This is a genomic window from Pseudomonas sp. P1_F7 (genome assembly GCF_056405655.1).
On sequence record NZ_JBFUBR010000003.1, the window covers coordinates 194,743 to 209,472 of the forward strand.

The 14,730-nt window shown below is 59.3% G+C and carries 10 protein-coding genes; 7 read left to right on the forward strand and 3 right to left on the reverse strand.

Going from position 1 to position 14,730, the window contains the following annotated elements:
• Positions 1-68 precede the first annotated feature (68 nt).
• Entirely contained in the window at positions 69-248 is a 180-nt protein-coding gene (locus AC1D1M_RS04920) for a PA1571 family protein (RefSeq protein ID WP_007987263.1), read from the reverse strand.
• Positions 249-499: 251 nt separating this feature from the next.
• On the opposite strand from AC1D1M_RS04920, the gene AC1D1M_RS04925 reads away from it, so the two are divergent.
• On the forward strand, positions 500-2,293 hold the full coding sequence (locus tag AC1D1M_RS04925) for an ABC transporter transmembrane domain-containing protein (RefSeq protein WP_477774945.1): 1,794 nt from the start codon (positions 500-502) through the stop codon (positions 2,291-2,293).
• Positions 2,294-2,396: 103 nt separating this feature from the next.
• Here AC1D1M_RS04925 and AC1D1M_RS04930 read toward each other — a convergent pair whose 3' ends face one another.
• Entirely contained in the window at positions 2,397-4,325 is a 1,929-nt protein-coding gene (locus AC1D1M_RS04930; RefSeq protein ID WP_154910045.1) for a transglycosylase SLT domain-containing protein, read from the reverse strand.
• A gap of 213 nt (positions 4,326-4,538) precedes the next feature.
• Between AC1D1M_RS04930 and AC1D1M_RS04935 the strand changes: the two genes are divergently transcribed.
• On the forward strand, positions 4,539-6,458 hold the full coding sequence (locus AC1D1M_RS04935) for an ATP-binding cassette domain-containing protein (protein ID WP_154910046.1): 1,920 nt from the start codon (positions 4,539-4,541) through the stop codon (positions 6,456-6,458).
• A gap of 192 nt (positions 6,459-6,650) precedes the next feature.
• Here AC1D1M_RS04935 and AC1D1M_RS04940 read toward each other — a convergent pair whose 3' ends face one another.
• Positions 6,651-7,091 carry a universal stress protein gene (locus AC1D1M_RS04940; protein ID WP_150724698.1) on the reverse strand — a complete coding sequence of 147 codons (441 nt, stop codon included), beginning with the start codon at positions 7,089-7,091 and terminating at the stop codon, positions 6,651-6,653.
• 104 nt (positions 7,092-7,195) lie between these two features.
• Between AC1D1M_RS04940 and AC1D1M_RS04945 the strand changes: the two genes are divergently transcribed.
• From AC1D1M_RS04945 to topA, 5 genes are all read left to right on the forward strand, one after another.
• The gene (locus tag AC1D1M_RS04945) at positions 7,196-7,633 is read left to right on the forward strand and encodes a hypothetical protein (protein WP_154910047.1); all 438 of its coding nucleotides are present in this window, start codon (positions 7,196-7,198) and stop codon (positions 7,631-7,633) included.
• A gap of 538 nt (positions 7,634-8,171) precedes the next feature.
• Positions 8,172-10,319, forward strand: coding sequence for a fatty acid oxidation complex subunit alpha FadB (gene fadB, locus AC1D1M_RS04950; protein WP_477774773.1), 2,148 nt, complete (start codon positions 8,172-8,174; stop codon positions 10,317-10,319).
• A gap of 29 nt (positions 10,320-10,348) precedes the next feature.
• Positions 10,349-11,524 (forward strand): acetyl-CoA C-acyltransferase FadA, encoded by a 1,176-nt coding sequence (gene fadA / locus AC1D1M_RS04955; RefSeq protein ID WP_008023006.1) that lies wholly within the window; start codon positions 10,349-10,351, stop codon positions 11,522-11,524.
• Between the two features lie 98 nt (positions 11,525-11,622).
• Positions 11,623-11,859: a DUF1653 domain-containing protein gene (locus AC1D1M_RS04960; RefSeq protein WP_007986363.1), complete on the forward strand. Its 237-nt coding sequence runs from the start codon at positions 11,623-11,625 to the stop codon at positions 11,857-11,859.
• Between the two features lie 114 nt (positions 11,860-11,973).
• A complete protein-coding gene (gene topA, locus AC1D1M_RS04965) occupies positions 11,974-14,601 on the forward strand; it encodes a type I DNA topoisomerase (RefSeq protein ID WP_477774774.1) in 2,628 nt (875 codons plus the stop codon).
• Positions 14,602-14,730 lie beyond the last annotated feature (129 nt).

Genomic DNA, 14,730 nt, shown 5'->3' on the forward strand with positions numbered 1-14,730 from the left:
CAATATCAGGGCAACAGGCATAAAAAACCCGGCCAACAATGGGCCGGGTCAAGAAGACCGTGGCTATATCACTTTTGTTCGGCAGGTTTGACCAATCGCTTTTCCAGTTCGCTGCAAGCTTTCTGGATCATTTTTTCAGTGATCGGTACTTCGCGACCCTGCTCGTCAATAATCGAGCAACCCAGAGACTGGTCTGGTTGCGTGCGGATCACTTGAATCTTGTCATCGCTGCTGTGTTGCAAGGACATGGCCTGTCTCCTCATCAGGTTGTTTGCTTACTGTAGAACCGCCAGGTGACCGGGCTATGACAACTCCCTGCGATCTTTCCGGGGGGACAGAAACAGTCCAGCAGAAATGCCTTCGCGTGGCTACCCGAACTTTAGACCAATAGCGTCTAGCCTCTAGTGTTGGTGGACATAATTAACCTGACTCATTGTGATTTGCAGCGAGCCACCCCATTGAGCGGTATAGGCTGACCCTAATGACTGCCTTGTCCAGGATGATTACGATGCTCTCTGCCCGTCACCGCCGTGCCATTCGCCTGGCCAGCCGTTTCATCGCGCCGTATCGCTGGCAGGCCTTTGGCGCCTTGCTGGCGTTGATCGCCACCGCGGGCATCACCTTGTCCATGGGGCAGGGCATCCGCCTGCTGGTGGACAAGGGGTTCATGACCCAGTCACCGCATCTGCTCAATCAGTCCATCACACTGTTCATGTTGCTGGTGATGGGGCTGGCGATCGGTACGTTTGCACGGTTTTACCTGGTGTCGTGGATCGGCGAGCGCTGCGTCGCCGATATCCGGCGCAATGTGTTCAATCATCTGATTTACTTGCACCCGGGGTTTTACGAAGACAATCGCAGCTCGGAAATCCAGTCCCGCCTGACCGCCGATACCACGCTGCTGCAATCGGTCATCGGCTCTTCGCTGTCGTTGTTCTTGCGCAATCTGTTGATGGTGATCGGCGGGATCGTCCTGTTGTTCATCACCAACCCCAAACTCACCAGCATCGTGGTGGTTGCCTTGCCCCTGGTGATCGCGCCGATCCTGATCTTCGGTCGCCGGGTGCGTAACCTCTCACGCCTGAGTCAGGACCGGATTGCCGATATCGGCAGTTATGTGTCGGAAACCCTGGGGCAGATCAAGACCGTGCAGGCCTACAACCATCAGGCTCAGGACGAGCGACGGTTTGCCGTGACGGTGGAAGAGGCGTTCAACACCGCACGCAAGCGCATCTTCCAGCGGGCCTGGCTGATTACCCTGGTGATCGTATTGGTCTTGGGTGCGGTCGGGGTGATGCTCTGGGTCGGCGGCATGGACGTCATCGCCGGGCGAATTTCCGCTGGCGAGCTGGCGGCATTCGTGTTCTACAGCCTGATCGTCGGCAGCGCGTTTGGCACCTTGAGCGAAGTGATTGGCGAACTGCAGCGGGCAGCCGGTGCGGCCGAGCGGATTGCCGAGTTGCTGCGTTCGGAAAACATCATCCTGGCGCCGGTGGCAGGCGCAGTGAAACTGCCGGAACGGGTCGACGGCCACCTGCAGCTGCACAATGTGCGTTTTTCATACCCGTCGCGGCCGCAAAGCTATGCCGTCGACGGGTTGAGCCTGACCGTCAATGCCGGTGAGACGCTGGCGCTGGTCGGGCCATCAGGGGCCGGCAAATCGACGGTGTATGACTTGCTGCTGCGTTTTTACGACCCGGCCGAGGGACGCATCCTGCTCGATGGCGTGCCGTTGACTCAACTCGATCCGCTGGACCTGCGTCGCTGCTTCGCCCTGGTGTCGCAAACCCCGGCGCTGTTTTTCGGCAGCATTGAAGAAAACATTCGCTACGGCAATCCGAAGGCGACCCTGGCCGAGGTACAGGAAGCGGCAAAAATCGCTTACGCCCATGACTTTATCGAGGCCATGCCCAACGGTTACCAGACGCATCTGGGGGATGGGGGGCTCGGCTTGTCGGGTGGTCAGCGCCAGCGCCTGGCCATCGCCCGTGCGTTGCTGGTGGACGCCCCGATCCTGCTTCTGGACGAAGCCACCAGCGCCCTTGATGCCCAGAGCGAACACCTGATCCAGCAGGCGCTGCCGAGCCTGATGAAAAACCGAACCACCCTGGTGATCGCCCATCGCCTGGCCACGGTGAAAAACGCCGACCGAATCGCGGTGATGGATCAGGGAAAACTGGTGGCGGTGGGCACGCATCAGGAGCTTATCGCCAGCAATGCCTTGTATGCGCGGTTGGCGGCGTTGCAGTTCAGTGATGGGCAGAATGCTGTTTCCGACCCAATAACCGGCTAAGAAAAGCGCAATAAAAATGCCCACATCTTTCAATGCGGGCATTTTTATTGCGGTTAACCAGAACAGCTTGCGGCTTGTAGCTTAAAGCTTGCCGCTGCCCCTCTTATTGATCATCAAAATACCGCTCATGCCAGTCCACGATCGGCTGCGGTGAGTTGAGCTTCGCGCCATAGATCACCGAATACGACAGCACGTTTTGCACGTATTGGCGGGTTTCGTCGAACGGAATGCTTTCCACCCACACGTCAAAACTCAAGTGATCCGCGCCGCGCAGCCATTGGCGAACGCGGCCCGGGCCGGCGTTGTAGGCGGCAGACGCGAGGACGCGGTTGCCGTTGAACTGGCTGTGCACCTGGCTCAGGTATGCAGCGCCAAGCTGGATGTTCTTGTCCGGATCCAGCAGTTGCTGTGGCGAGCTATAGGGAATGCTGAACTTGCGTGCGGTTTCCTTGGCGGTGGCCGGCATCAGTTGCATCAGGCCCGAGGCGCCGACCCCGGAGCGAGCGTCGTCCATGAATGCGCTTTCCTGGCGGGTGATGGCGAACGCCCAGCTCGGATGCAGGCCGCGGTTCTTCGCTTCACGGACCAGGGTCTCGCGGTGAGCCATCGGGAAGCGGATATCCAGGTCATCCCAATACTGCGCCTGACTGATGGTGCGGATCGCCGGGAAGTACCATTTCAGGTCGTAGGCCAGTTTGGCCTGGGCGACCATTTCGTCGCGGCTGAAGTGACGGCTGACGTAGTACCACTCACGGCGGCCATCGACGATCTGCCCGCGGGCGTGCAATTCCAGGGCGCGGCGCACGCCGGGCGTGTTGCGCACCTTGTTGATGGTGGCCTGGCTGAGCACCAGCGGCTTGTTGAGCAGCGAGTAGGGCGACTGCGAGCGATCGGCGGCGAGGAAACCATAGAAGTCGCGTTCGCGGGCCAGGCTTCTAAAGAGCGTCTGCGCTTCCGGGTTCTGCGGTTGCGCCAGCTCCAGGCTGCGGGCCTGCCAGTAGCGCCAGCGGTTGGTGGTGGCCAGGTCCTGGGGCAGGCGGCGGGTCAACTGGTAGGCATCCTCCCAGCGCGCCAGGCGCAGGAGCAGGCGCAGACGCCATTCGGAAACCGTGTTGTCGCGCAGTTCCGGATCGTATTTGGTCATGACGTCCAGAGCTCGGCCGTCGAAACGTTTGGCGAGGGTCAGCCCGATTTCCCGGGCGATCGCCACTTTTTCATCCCGGGAGAAGTGCATGCTGCTGGCGTAACCGTCGAGCAGGTCCATGGCCTTGTCCGGGTCCTGGCGAGCCAGGCGGCGCAGGCCGAGGCTGACCACGTCGGACATGGCTTCATCGGCCGGGGTGAAGCGTGACGGCTGGTTGAGCAGTTCCGGTTTTTGCGCGACATCCACCAGCAAGCGACCGCGAGGGGCGAGGGTGGTCATGCCGTTGACCAGGCTGTTGGCCAGTGGGTAGTTGCGCGCCTGGGCGGCAAGCTTCGCGCGTTCCCAGCGTTTTTGCTCGGTCAACTGGCCTTCGGCGGCCCACATGCCGAACAGCGTGTCACAGGCGTCGGGTTGGGACTTGCCGGTCAGCCAGAGCTTTTCCGCATTGGCGTTGCCTTCGGCCTTGAGACCGTGGCTGAGCTGGTACTGCGCGTTCAGGCAGTCCAGTTCGGTAAAGTTCATTTTCGGGTCGTAGTACTTGACGAAGGTCGCCCAGTCGCCCCGGTCCGCCAGCCAGCGCAACCAGCGCAGTTTCATCCAGTTGGCCTGGGGCAGGTCGCCGTGTTCGGCGAGGAACTTCTCGATTTCGGCGTTGCTCGCGAATTTAAGCCGCGCAGTCAGTTCGTCGTACGCCAGGTAGGGTTCCAGCGGATAATCGGCGAGGGCCCGGCTGTAACGGAAATACGGGCCGCTATCGCCTTTGGCCAAGGCGCGTTTGGCTTCATCGTAATACTGGCGTTGGGTGGACAGGTCCACCGCCTGGGCGGATTGGACGGCAGCGGCAGACAGTAAAAAAGCAGATAAAAGATTGAAAAGGCGACTGCGCATGAGACATCCGTGCAGAGAAATCATGACAAGTGCGGGCCGGGCCCGCACTGAATTGTCTGTAGCTTAGCCTTTTGCCAGCAGCCGGCGAAAGCTTTGCGGGTCTTCCCGCATCAGTTCGCAACATTTGTCATGCAGAGTGCTACGGGAGTGAAATTGCCGGCCTTCTGAAGCCTCAAGTCAGGTAGAATGCGCGCCCGGTTTTTGGAGAAGCTCATGACCCTGCTCAAATTCAGCGATGTGTCCCTTGCTTTCGGCGCTATGCCGTTGTTGGACAAGGTGTCCTGGCAGATCGCCCGTGGTGAGCGGGTGTGCATCATCGGCCGCAATGGCACTGGCAAGTCCAGCATGATGAAGCTCGTCAAGGGCGACCAGAAGCCCGATGACGGCTCCGTTTGGCGCGCACCAGGGCTCAAGATTGGCGAATTGCCGCAAGAATTGCCGGTGGCCGACGAGCGGACAGTATTCGACGTGGTCGCCGAAGGCCTGGACGGCGTTGGCGCCTTGCTCGCCGAATATCACCACCTGAGCCAGAACATCGTTACCGACGCCGATCTGGACAAACTGATGCACGTCCAGCACGACCTCGAAGCCCGCGATGGCTGGCGCTTGCAGACCCTGGTCGACAGCACCCTCAGCCGCCTGCAACTGCCGGCCGACAAGACCCTCGCCGAATTGTCCGGCGGCTGGCGTCGTCGCGTCCTGCTGGCCCAGGCCCTGGTGTCCGAGCCGGACCTGCTGCTGCTCGACGAACCGACCAACCACCTGGACATCGGTGCCATCGCCTGGCTTGAAGAAGCGCTGAAGGATTTCCAGGGCGCCGTGCTGTTCATCACGCACGACCGTTCTTTCCTGCAGAACCTGGCAACCCGCATCCTCGAACTGGATCGCGGCGGCCTGATCGACTGGAACGGCGACTACGCCAGTTTCCTCGTACACAAGGAAGCTGAACTCGCTGCCGAAGCCACTGCCAACGCGCTGTTCGACAAACGCCTGGCCCAGGAAGAAGTGTGGATTCGCCAGGGCATCAAGGCCCGTCGTACCCGTAACGAAGGTCGTGTCCGTGCACTGAAAGCCTTGCGCGTCGAGCGTAGCGAGCGTCGTGAGCGTACCGGCAAGGCCAACATTCAGCTGGATACCGCCGACAAGTCCGGCAAGCAGGTCATGGTGCTCGAGAATGTGAGCTTCGCTCACCCGGGCGGGCCGTTCCTGATCAAGGACTTCTCCATGGTGCTGCAGCGCGGCGACCGTATCGGTCTGCTCGGCGCCAACGGTACCGGCAAGACCACGTTGCTGAAGCTGATGCTCAGCGGCCTGCAGCCAACCAGCGGCAAAGTGGAAGAGGGCACCAGGATTGATGTCGCCTACTTCGACCAGTTGCGCCATCAGCTGGATCTGGAAAAAACCGTGATCGACAACGTGGCCGAAGGTCGCGACTTCATCGATATCGACGGCCAGAGCCGCCACGTGCTGAGCTACCTCGGCGACTTCCTGTTCAGCCCGCAGCGTGCCCGCACGCCGGTCAAGGCGCTGTCCGGTGGTGAGCGTGCCCGTCTGTTGCTGGCCAAGCTGTTCAGCAAGCCGGCGAACCTGCTGGTACTCGACGAACCGACCAACGACCTCGACGTTGAAACCCTCGAATTGCTCGAAGAGGTCTTGCTGACCTTCAACGGCACCGTACTGATGGTCAGCCACGACCGGGCATTCCTCGACAACGTGGTCACCAGCACCCTGGTCTTCGAAGGTGAAGGCAAGGTTCGTGAGTACGTCGGTGGCTACCAGGACTGGCTGCGTCAGGGCGGCTCGCCGCGCCTGCTGGGCGTGACCGAGAGCAAATCCGGCAAGGCCGACCTGAACTCCGCCGTGGTGAAGGCCGAACCTGCGCCGGTTGCGGAAGTCGTCGAAGCGCCAGTGGCGAAGAAGAAGCTCAGCTACAAGTTGCAGCGCGAGCTGGAAGCGTTGCCGGGGCAGATCGAAGCCATGGAGCAGCAGATTGCCGCCGTTGAGGCGCAGATGGCGGATGCCGGTTTCTACCTGCGTCCTGCTGCCGAAACCGCTGCGGTGATCGCCCAGCTGTCGCAGTTGCAGGCTGAACTCGACATCATGGTCGAGCGTTGGGCCGAGCTGGATGCCTGATTGATCCCGCAATAAAAAAAGCCCGGCGCTCAGTGATGAACGCCGGGCTTTTCGTATGAAGATTTGAAGGTTGTTACGGTTTCAATGTGGGAGCGAGCTTGCTCGCGATGGCGGCCTGTCAGTCAACATTGATATCGACTGACAGTGCCCCATCGCGAGCAAGCTCGCTCCCACAGGGGGGTACCTACAACTTCAGGATTTGTTCTGCAGACGCACTGCCAGCACATCGCAAGGCGCGCCATGCAGTACGTCATTGGCGGTGGAGCCCAGCAGCAGTGCCAGGCCATGCCGGCCATGGCTGCCGACCACGATCAGATCGCATTGCTGTTCCTTGGCGAAGTGATGGATTTCCTGGCGTGGCTGGCCGTAGGTGAGGTGGCAATTGGAGCTCTCAAGCTCTGAGTATTTGTGCTTCAGGCGGTCAAGGCGCTCCTTGGCCTGATCGAACTGCTGCTGTTGCAGTTGTGACAGGTCCATCGGCACGTCACCGCCGAAGGCCATGGCCATCGGCTCGACAATGTGCACCAGCGACAATTTCGCGCCATTGCTCACCGACAGTTCGCGAGCGCGGTGGATCACAGGGTCGCACTCTTCGGTCAGATCTACAGCGACCAGAATATGGTTGTAGGGCATGAGGTGCTCCTCCTGAGGGTTGCAATATTGGTAAGTATGGCTGGTTTCAAGCGCATTGGTTCCAAAGTGACACAATGGGCTCATTCAAATTCGGGAGTACAGATATGACGGTCTGGATAGTGCTGTCAATCCTGCTGGTGGTACTCAGTCCGCTGGCATGGTTGCGCCCCTCGCGTGCCCAGAGTGGGCGCATCGCCCTGCGGATGGAGGCCCGGCGCATCGGCCTGGCCATGCAACTGGCGCCCCAGGAATGGCCGCACTGGCTTAGCCAGGAGCCACCGAGCCCCTGCGCCCAGTACCATCGTCCGCGGCGTGGCAGTCAGCCGGCGTGCTGGAGTTACTGGCAAAAATCACCGGGTGTCTGGGTGAATCAATGGCAGGAAATCTGTGAAGATCGGGCGCTGCTCGATCATTTCGAAAAATTGCCAGGCAATGTCTTCAAGGTCGAGGCCGACAAGCAAATAATCGCCTTGTATTGGGGCGAGAAGGGCGAGGCCGAGGTGTTGCAACAAATCGACGCGACCCTCAAAGCCCTCGCCTGAAACCCGATACCCGTAGGAGCTGCCGCAGGCTGCGATCTTTTGACGTTGATTTTTACAAGCAGGATCAAAAGATCGCAGCCTGCGGCGCCAGGCAGGCCGGTAAAACGGTGTGGGCTGATCTTACGCTGGGCGTTCGCCAAAGCGTTCAACTTTTTCCCCTGGTTTCGCCAGCGTAGCTTGTTAAACACGGGCCGCAGCGAAGTTAGGGCGACTTTTCTAACAATTGATTCTATGAATGACCTTGCATGCTTCGGCGTGTTTAAGGTCCTCGCAGTACGGAAATGACCGGAAAGTCGCGTTTCAACCCGTTTTTCAGGCGATTGACAATTGTCGGAAATTCCGTGAAGGTGACGTACCCAAATCAAACGGGCGTATGAATTGAGCGTTTGTATTTCAGATCGCTCCTACAGAATCCCGACTATCGCGTTGGCGGGTGTGCCGGGGGAATGGGCGTAGCATTGACGATCAACGTCCCTGCCGAGCCATTCGCCTGCGTCCGACGTGTACTGTTCAGCTTCCATATCGTGGAGATCAGTTGATGATTTACGAAGGTAAAGCCATCACGGTTAAGGCTCTTGAAAGTGGCATCGTCGAACTGAAGTTCGACCTCAAGGGTGAGTCCGTCAACAAGTTCAACCGTCTAACCCTGAACGAACTGCGTCAGGCCGTAGACACCATCAAGGCAGATGCTTCGATCAAGGGCGTGATCGTCAGCAGTGGCAAGGACGTGTTCATCGTCGGCGCCGACATCACCGAATTTGTCGACAACTTCAAGCTGCCGGATGCAGAACTTGTTGCTGGCAACCTCGAAGCCAACAAGATTTTCAGCGATTTCGAAGACCTCAACGTCCCGACCGTCGCCGCGATCAACGGCATCGCGTTGGGTGGCGGTCTGGAAATGTGCCTGGCGGCGGACTACCGCGTCATGTCCACCCAGGCCAAGATCGGTCTGCCGGAAGTCAAGCTGGGCATCTACCCGGGCTTCGGCGGTACTGTGCGCCTGCCGCGTCTGATCGGTGCCGACAACGCCATCGAGTGGATTGCCGCCGGCAAGGAAAACCGTCCTGAAGACGCGCTGAAAGTCGGTGCTGTCGACGCAGTGGTTGCTCCAGAGCAGCTGCAGGACGCTGCGCTGGAACTGATCAAGCGCGCCATTTCCGGCGAGTTCGACTACAAGGCCAAGCGCCAGCCGAAGCTGGAAAAGCTGAAGCTGAACGCCATCGAACAAATGATGGCTTTCGAAACCGCCAAAGGTTTCGTGGCCGGTCAGGCTGGCCCGAACTACCCGGCGCCGGTTGAAGCGATCAAGACTATCCAGAAAGCCGCAAACTTCGGTCGCGACAAGGCGCTGGAAATTGAAGCTGCCGGTTTCGTCAAGCTGGCCAAGACCTCTGCCGCGCAGAGCTTGATCGGCTTGTTCCTGAACGATCAGGAACTGAAGAAAAAGGCCAAGGCCTACGACGAAATCGCCAAGGACGTGAAGCAGGCCGCTGTACTCGGCGCCGGCATCATGGGTGGCGGTATCGCCTATCAGTCGGCTTCCAAAGGTACGCCGATCCTGATGAAGGACATCAACGAGCACGGTATCGAGCAGGGTCTGGCGGAAGCCGCCAAACTGCTGGTTGGCCGCGTTGATAAAGGTCGGATGACCGCCGCGAAAATGGCTGAAGTGCTCAACGGCATTCGTCCAACCCTGTCCTACGGTGATTTCGGTCACGTGGACCTGGTGGTCGAAGCGGTCGTCGAGAACCCTAAGGTCAAGCAAGCCGTACTGGCTGAAGTGGAAGATCAGGTCAAAGAGGACACCATCCTGGCGTCCAACACCTCGACCATTTCCATCACCTTGCTGGCCAAAGCCCTCAAGCGTCCGGAAAACTTCGTCGGCATGCACTTCTTCAACCCGGTGCACATGATGCCGCTGGTGGAAGTGATCCGTGGCGAGAAGTCCAGCGAGCTGGCTGTTGCCACCACCGTTGCCTACGCCAAGAAAATGGGCAAGAACCCGATCGTGGTCAACGACTGCCCGGGCTTCCTGGTCAACCGCGTCCTGTTCCCGTACTTCGGCGGTTTCGCCAAGCTGGTCAGCGCCGGTGTGGACTTCGTCCGTATCGACAAGATCATGGAAAAATTCGGCTGGCCGATGGGCCCGGCCTACCTGATGGACGTGGTCGGCATCGACACCGGTCACCACGGTCGTGACGTGATGGCTGAAGGCTTCCCGGACCGCATGAAGGACGACCGTCGCTCGGCCGTCGACGTGCTCTACGAAGCCAAGCGCCTGGGCCAGAAGAACGGCAAGGGCTTCTACGCCTACGAGACCGACAAGCGCGGCAAGCAGAAGAAAGTGGCCGATCCTGCGGTGCTGGAAGTGCTCAAGCCGATCGTTTACGAGCAGCGCGAAGTCACCGACGAAGACATCATCAACTGGATGATGATCCCGCTGTGCCTGGAAACCGTGCGTTGCCTGGAAGACGGCATCGTCGAAACCGCTGCCGAAGCCGACATGGGTCTGGTCTACGGTATTGGTTTCCCTCCATTCCGTGGCGGTGCGCTGCGCTACATCGACTCGATCGGTGTGGCAGAGTTCGTTGCCCTGGCTGACCAGTACGCTGATTTGGGCGCGCTGTACCACCCGACCGCGAAGCTGCGCGAAATGGCCAAAAACGGCCAGAGCTTCTTCGGTTAAGCGCCCCCAACTAGAGTGAGAGTGAACTTATGAGCTTGAATCCTAGAGACGTCGTGATTGTCGACTTCGGTCGTACTCCGATGGGCCGCTCCAAGGGCGGCATGCACCGCAACACCCGCGCCGAAGACATGTCGGCGCACCTGATCAGCAAACTGCTGGAACGTAACGTCAAGGTCGACCCGAACGAAGTCGAAGACGTGATCTGGGGCTGTGTGAACCAGACCCTGGAGCAGGGCTGGAACATCGCGCGCATGGCGTCGCTGATGACCCAGATCCCGCACACCTCGGCCGGCCAGACCGTCAGCCGCCTGTGTGGCTCGTCCATGAGCGCTCTGCACACTGCTGCGCAAGCGATCATGACCGGCAACGGTGACGTTTTCGTGGTTGGTGGCGTCGAGCATATGGGCCACGTGAGCATGATGCACGGTGTCGATCCGAACCCGCACATGTCGCTGTACGCGGCGAAAGCCTCGGGCATGATGGGCCTGACCGCGGAAATGCTGGGCAAGATGCACGGCATCACTCGCGAGCAACAGGACGCTTTCGGCGTGCGCTCCCACCAACTCGCCCACAAGGCGACCGTGGAAGGCAAGTTCAAAGACGAAATCATCCCGATGCAGGGCTACGACGAGAACGGTTTCCTGAAAACCTTCGACTACGACGAAACCATTCGTCCGGAAACCACCCTGGAAAGCCTGGCGGCTCTCAAGCCAGCGTTCAATCCGAAGGGCGGCACCGTGACAGCGGGTACCTCGTCGCAGATCACCGATGGTGCCTCGTGCATGATCGTGATGTCGGCGCAGCGTGCACAGGACCTGGGCATCCAGCCTCTGGCGGTGATTCGCTCGATGGCAGTGGCAGGTGTGGATCCGGCAATCATGGGCTATGGTCCAGTACCGGCCACACAAAAAGCATTGAAGCGCGCGGGTCTGGGCATCTCCGACATCGACTTCTTCGAGCTCAACGAAGCTTTCGCCGCACAGGCCCTGCCAGTGCTGAAAGATCTGAAAGTGCTCGACAAGATGAACGAGAAGGTTAACCTGCACGGCGGCGCGATCGCCCTGGGCCACCCGTTCGGTTGCTCCGGTGCGCGTATCTCCGGCACTTTGCTCAATGTGATGAAGCAGAATGGCGGTACCTTCGGGGTAGCCACCATGTGCATTGGTCTCGGCCAAGGCATCTCCACCGTCTTCGAACGCGTTTAAGCGTCTCGTTGATGGAAGCCGGGGCCAAGTGCCCCGGTTTTTGTTTTTCCGGATTTATTTTTGTATTTATTTTGAAAAATTTGAGTGAGGGCCAAAGCATGCCGATACAACCAGGGCTCTACCAACATTACAAAGGTCCGCAGTACCGCGTATTCAGTGTTGCGCGGCACTCGGAAACCGAAGAAGAAGTGGTCTTCTATCAAGCCCTGTATGGCGATTACGGCTTTTGGGTGCGTCCCTTGAGCATGTTCCTGGAGTCCGTCGAAGTTGACGGCGAACAGGTGCCACGCTTTGCTTTGGTGCAGGCCGAAGAAAGCCTTTTTACCAAGCCATAAGCTGAGTGCGCGCAAAACCCTGCGCTTGACCTCACCTTGTTGCCACTATATATAGCGGTGCCGCGTCAGGCGCCAACCGCCTTTCACTTCTCGAATTCAGGAATTTTCTGATCCATGGGCAAATCGCTGGTCATTGTGGAATCCCCGGCTAAGGCCAAGACCATCAACAAGTATTTGGGCAACGAATACGTGGTGAAGTCGAGTATCGGCCATATCCGAGACCTGCCCACCAGCGGTTCGGCTAGCGCCAGCAAAGAGCCGGCCGCCAAGCGCGGCAAGGCTGCTGCGGGTGAAGCGCCGGCACTGTCGCCAAAAGAAAAAGCGCGCAAGCAGCTGGTCGCGCGCATGGGTGTCGATCCGGATCATGGCTGGAAAGCCAAGTACGAGATCCTCCCGGGCAAGGAAAAAGTCATCGAAGAGCTGCGCCGGCTCGCCAAGGATGCTGACACCATCTATCTCGCAACCGACTTGGACCGCGAGGGGGAAGCCATTGCCTGGCACCTGCGCGAAGCCATCGGTGGTGACGACAGCCGCTACAAGCGCGTGGTGTTCAACGAAATCACCAAGAAGGCGATTCAGGAAGCCTTCTCCCAGCCGGGCGAGCTGGATATCGATCGCGTCAACGCCCAGCAGGCGCGTCGCTTCCTCGACCGCGTTGTGGGCTACATGGTTTCGCCGCTGCTGTGGGCCAAGATCGCTCGTGGCCTGTCCGCCGGTCGCGTGCAGTCGGTTGCCGTGAAGCTGGTGGTTGAGCGCGAGCGTGAAATCCGCGCGTTCATCCCGGAAGAGTACTGGGAAGTTCACGCCGACCTCGGCACCGCAAAAGGCGCGACCGTGCGTTTCGACGTGGCCCGCGAGAAAGGCGAAGCCTTCAAGCCGTTGAACGAAGCCCAGGCCATGGCCGCGCTGGAGAAGCTCAAGGCTTCCAGCTACAGCATCGTCAAGCGCGAAGACAAGCCGACCAGCAGCAAGCCGTCGGCACCGTTCATCACCTCCACCCTGCAACAGGCCGCGAGCAACCGCCTGGGCTTCGGTGTGAAGAAAACCATGATGATGGCCCAGCGTCTGTATGAAGCCGGCTACATCACTTACATGCGTACCGACTCGACCAACCTCTCGGTTGACGCCGTGGCGATGGCACGTACTTATATTGAAGGCGAGTTCGGCAAGAAGTATCTGCCGGAAACCCCGAACGTCTACAGCAGCAAGGAAGGCGCACAAGAGGCTCACGAAGCGATTCGTCCGTCCGACGCCAATACCGAGCCAAGCAAGCTGTCGGGCATGGAGCGTGATGCTGAGCGCCTCTACGAGCTGATCTGGCGCCAGTTCCTGGCTTGCCAGATGCTGCCGGCGCAATACCTGTCGACTACCGTCACCGTGGGTGCCGGTGACTTCGAGCTGCGCGCCAAGGGCCGCATCCTGAAGTTCGACGGTTACACCCGCGTCATGCCGCAAATCGCCAAGCCAGGCGACGACGATGTATTGCCGGACATGGCCCAGGGCGACGCGATGAAGCTGATCAAGCTTGATCCGACCCAGCACTTCACCAAGCCGCCGGCGCGTTACTCGGAAGCCAGCCTGGTAAAAGAAATGGAAAAACGCGGCATCGGTCGTCCTTCGACCTACGCGGCGATCATTTCGACCATCCAGGACCGTGGCTACGTGGCGCTGCACAACCGTCGTTTCTATTCGGAAAAGATGGGCGACATCGTTACCGAGCGTCTGGCCGAGAGCTTCTCCAACCTGATGGACTACGGCTTCACTGCCGGTATGGAAGAACATCTCGATGATGTGGCCCAGGGCGAACGTGACTGGAAAAACGTGCTCGACGAGTTCTACGGCGACTTCAAGAAAAAGCTCGAAGTGGCCGAAAGCCCGGAAAGCGGCATGCGTGCCAACCAACCGGTGATGACCGACATCCCGTGCACCACCTGCGGTCGTCCGATGCAGATTCGTACTGCGTCGACCGGCGTGTTCCTCGGTTGCTCGGGCTACAGCCTGCCGCCGAAAGAGCGCTGCAAGGCCACCGTCAACCTGGTGCCGGGCGATGAAATCGCTGCGGACGACGAGGGTGAGTCGGAGTCGCTGGTGTTGCGTGGCAAGCATCGCTGCCCGATCTGCAGCACGGCGATGGATGCTTACCTGCTCGATGAAAAGCGCAAACTGCACATCTGCGGTAACAACCCGGATTGCGATGGCTACGAAATCGAAGAGGGCACCTATCGCATCAAGGGCTATGAAGGCCCGAGCCTGGAATGCGACAAGTGCGGTAGCGAAATGCAGCTCAAGACCGGCCGTTTCGGCAAGTTCTTCGGTTGCACCAACGCGACCTGCAAGAACACCCGCAAACTGCTGAAGAGCGGTGATGCGGCGCCGCCGAAGATGGATCCGGTGAAGATGCCTGAGCTGAAATGCGATAAGGTCAATGACACCTACATTCTGCGCGACGGTGCATCCGGTCTGTTCCTGGCGGCCAGCCAGTTCCCGAAAAACCGCGAGACTCGTGCTCCTCTGGTGATGGAGATCATCCCGCACAAGGATGAGATCGATCCGAAGTATCACTTCCTCTGCGAAGCGCCGAAGAAAGATCCGGATGGTCTCCCGGCTGTGATTCGTTACAGTCGCAAGACCAAGGAACAGTACGTGCAGACCGAGGTTGACGGTAAGCCGACTGGCTGGAAAGCGTTCTACGACGGCGGTAAGTGGAAAGTCGAAGACAAGCGTCCAGCCGCGAAGGCATAAAGCGTCGCGGTACTGAAAAGGCCGCATGACAACCCTTGGGTTTTCATGCGGCCTTTTTGTTTTGTACTTGCGGTCGGATCGGGTGATCCACGACACTGTCTGACCTGCGTGAAGCAATTATTTCGTTGT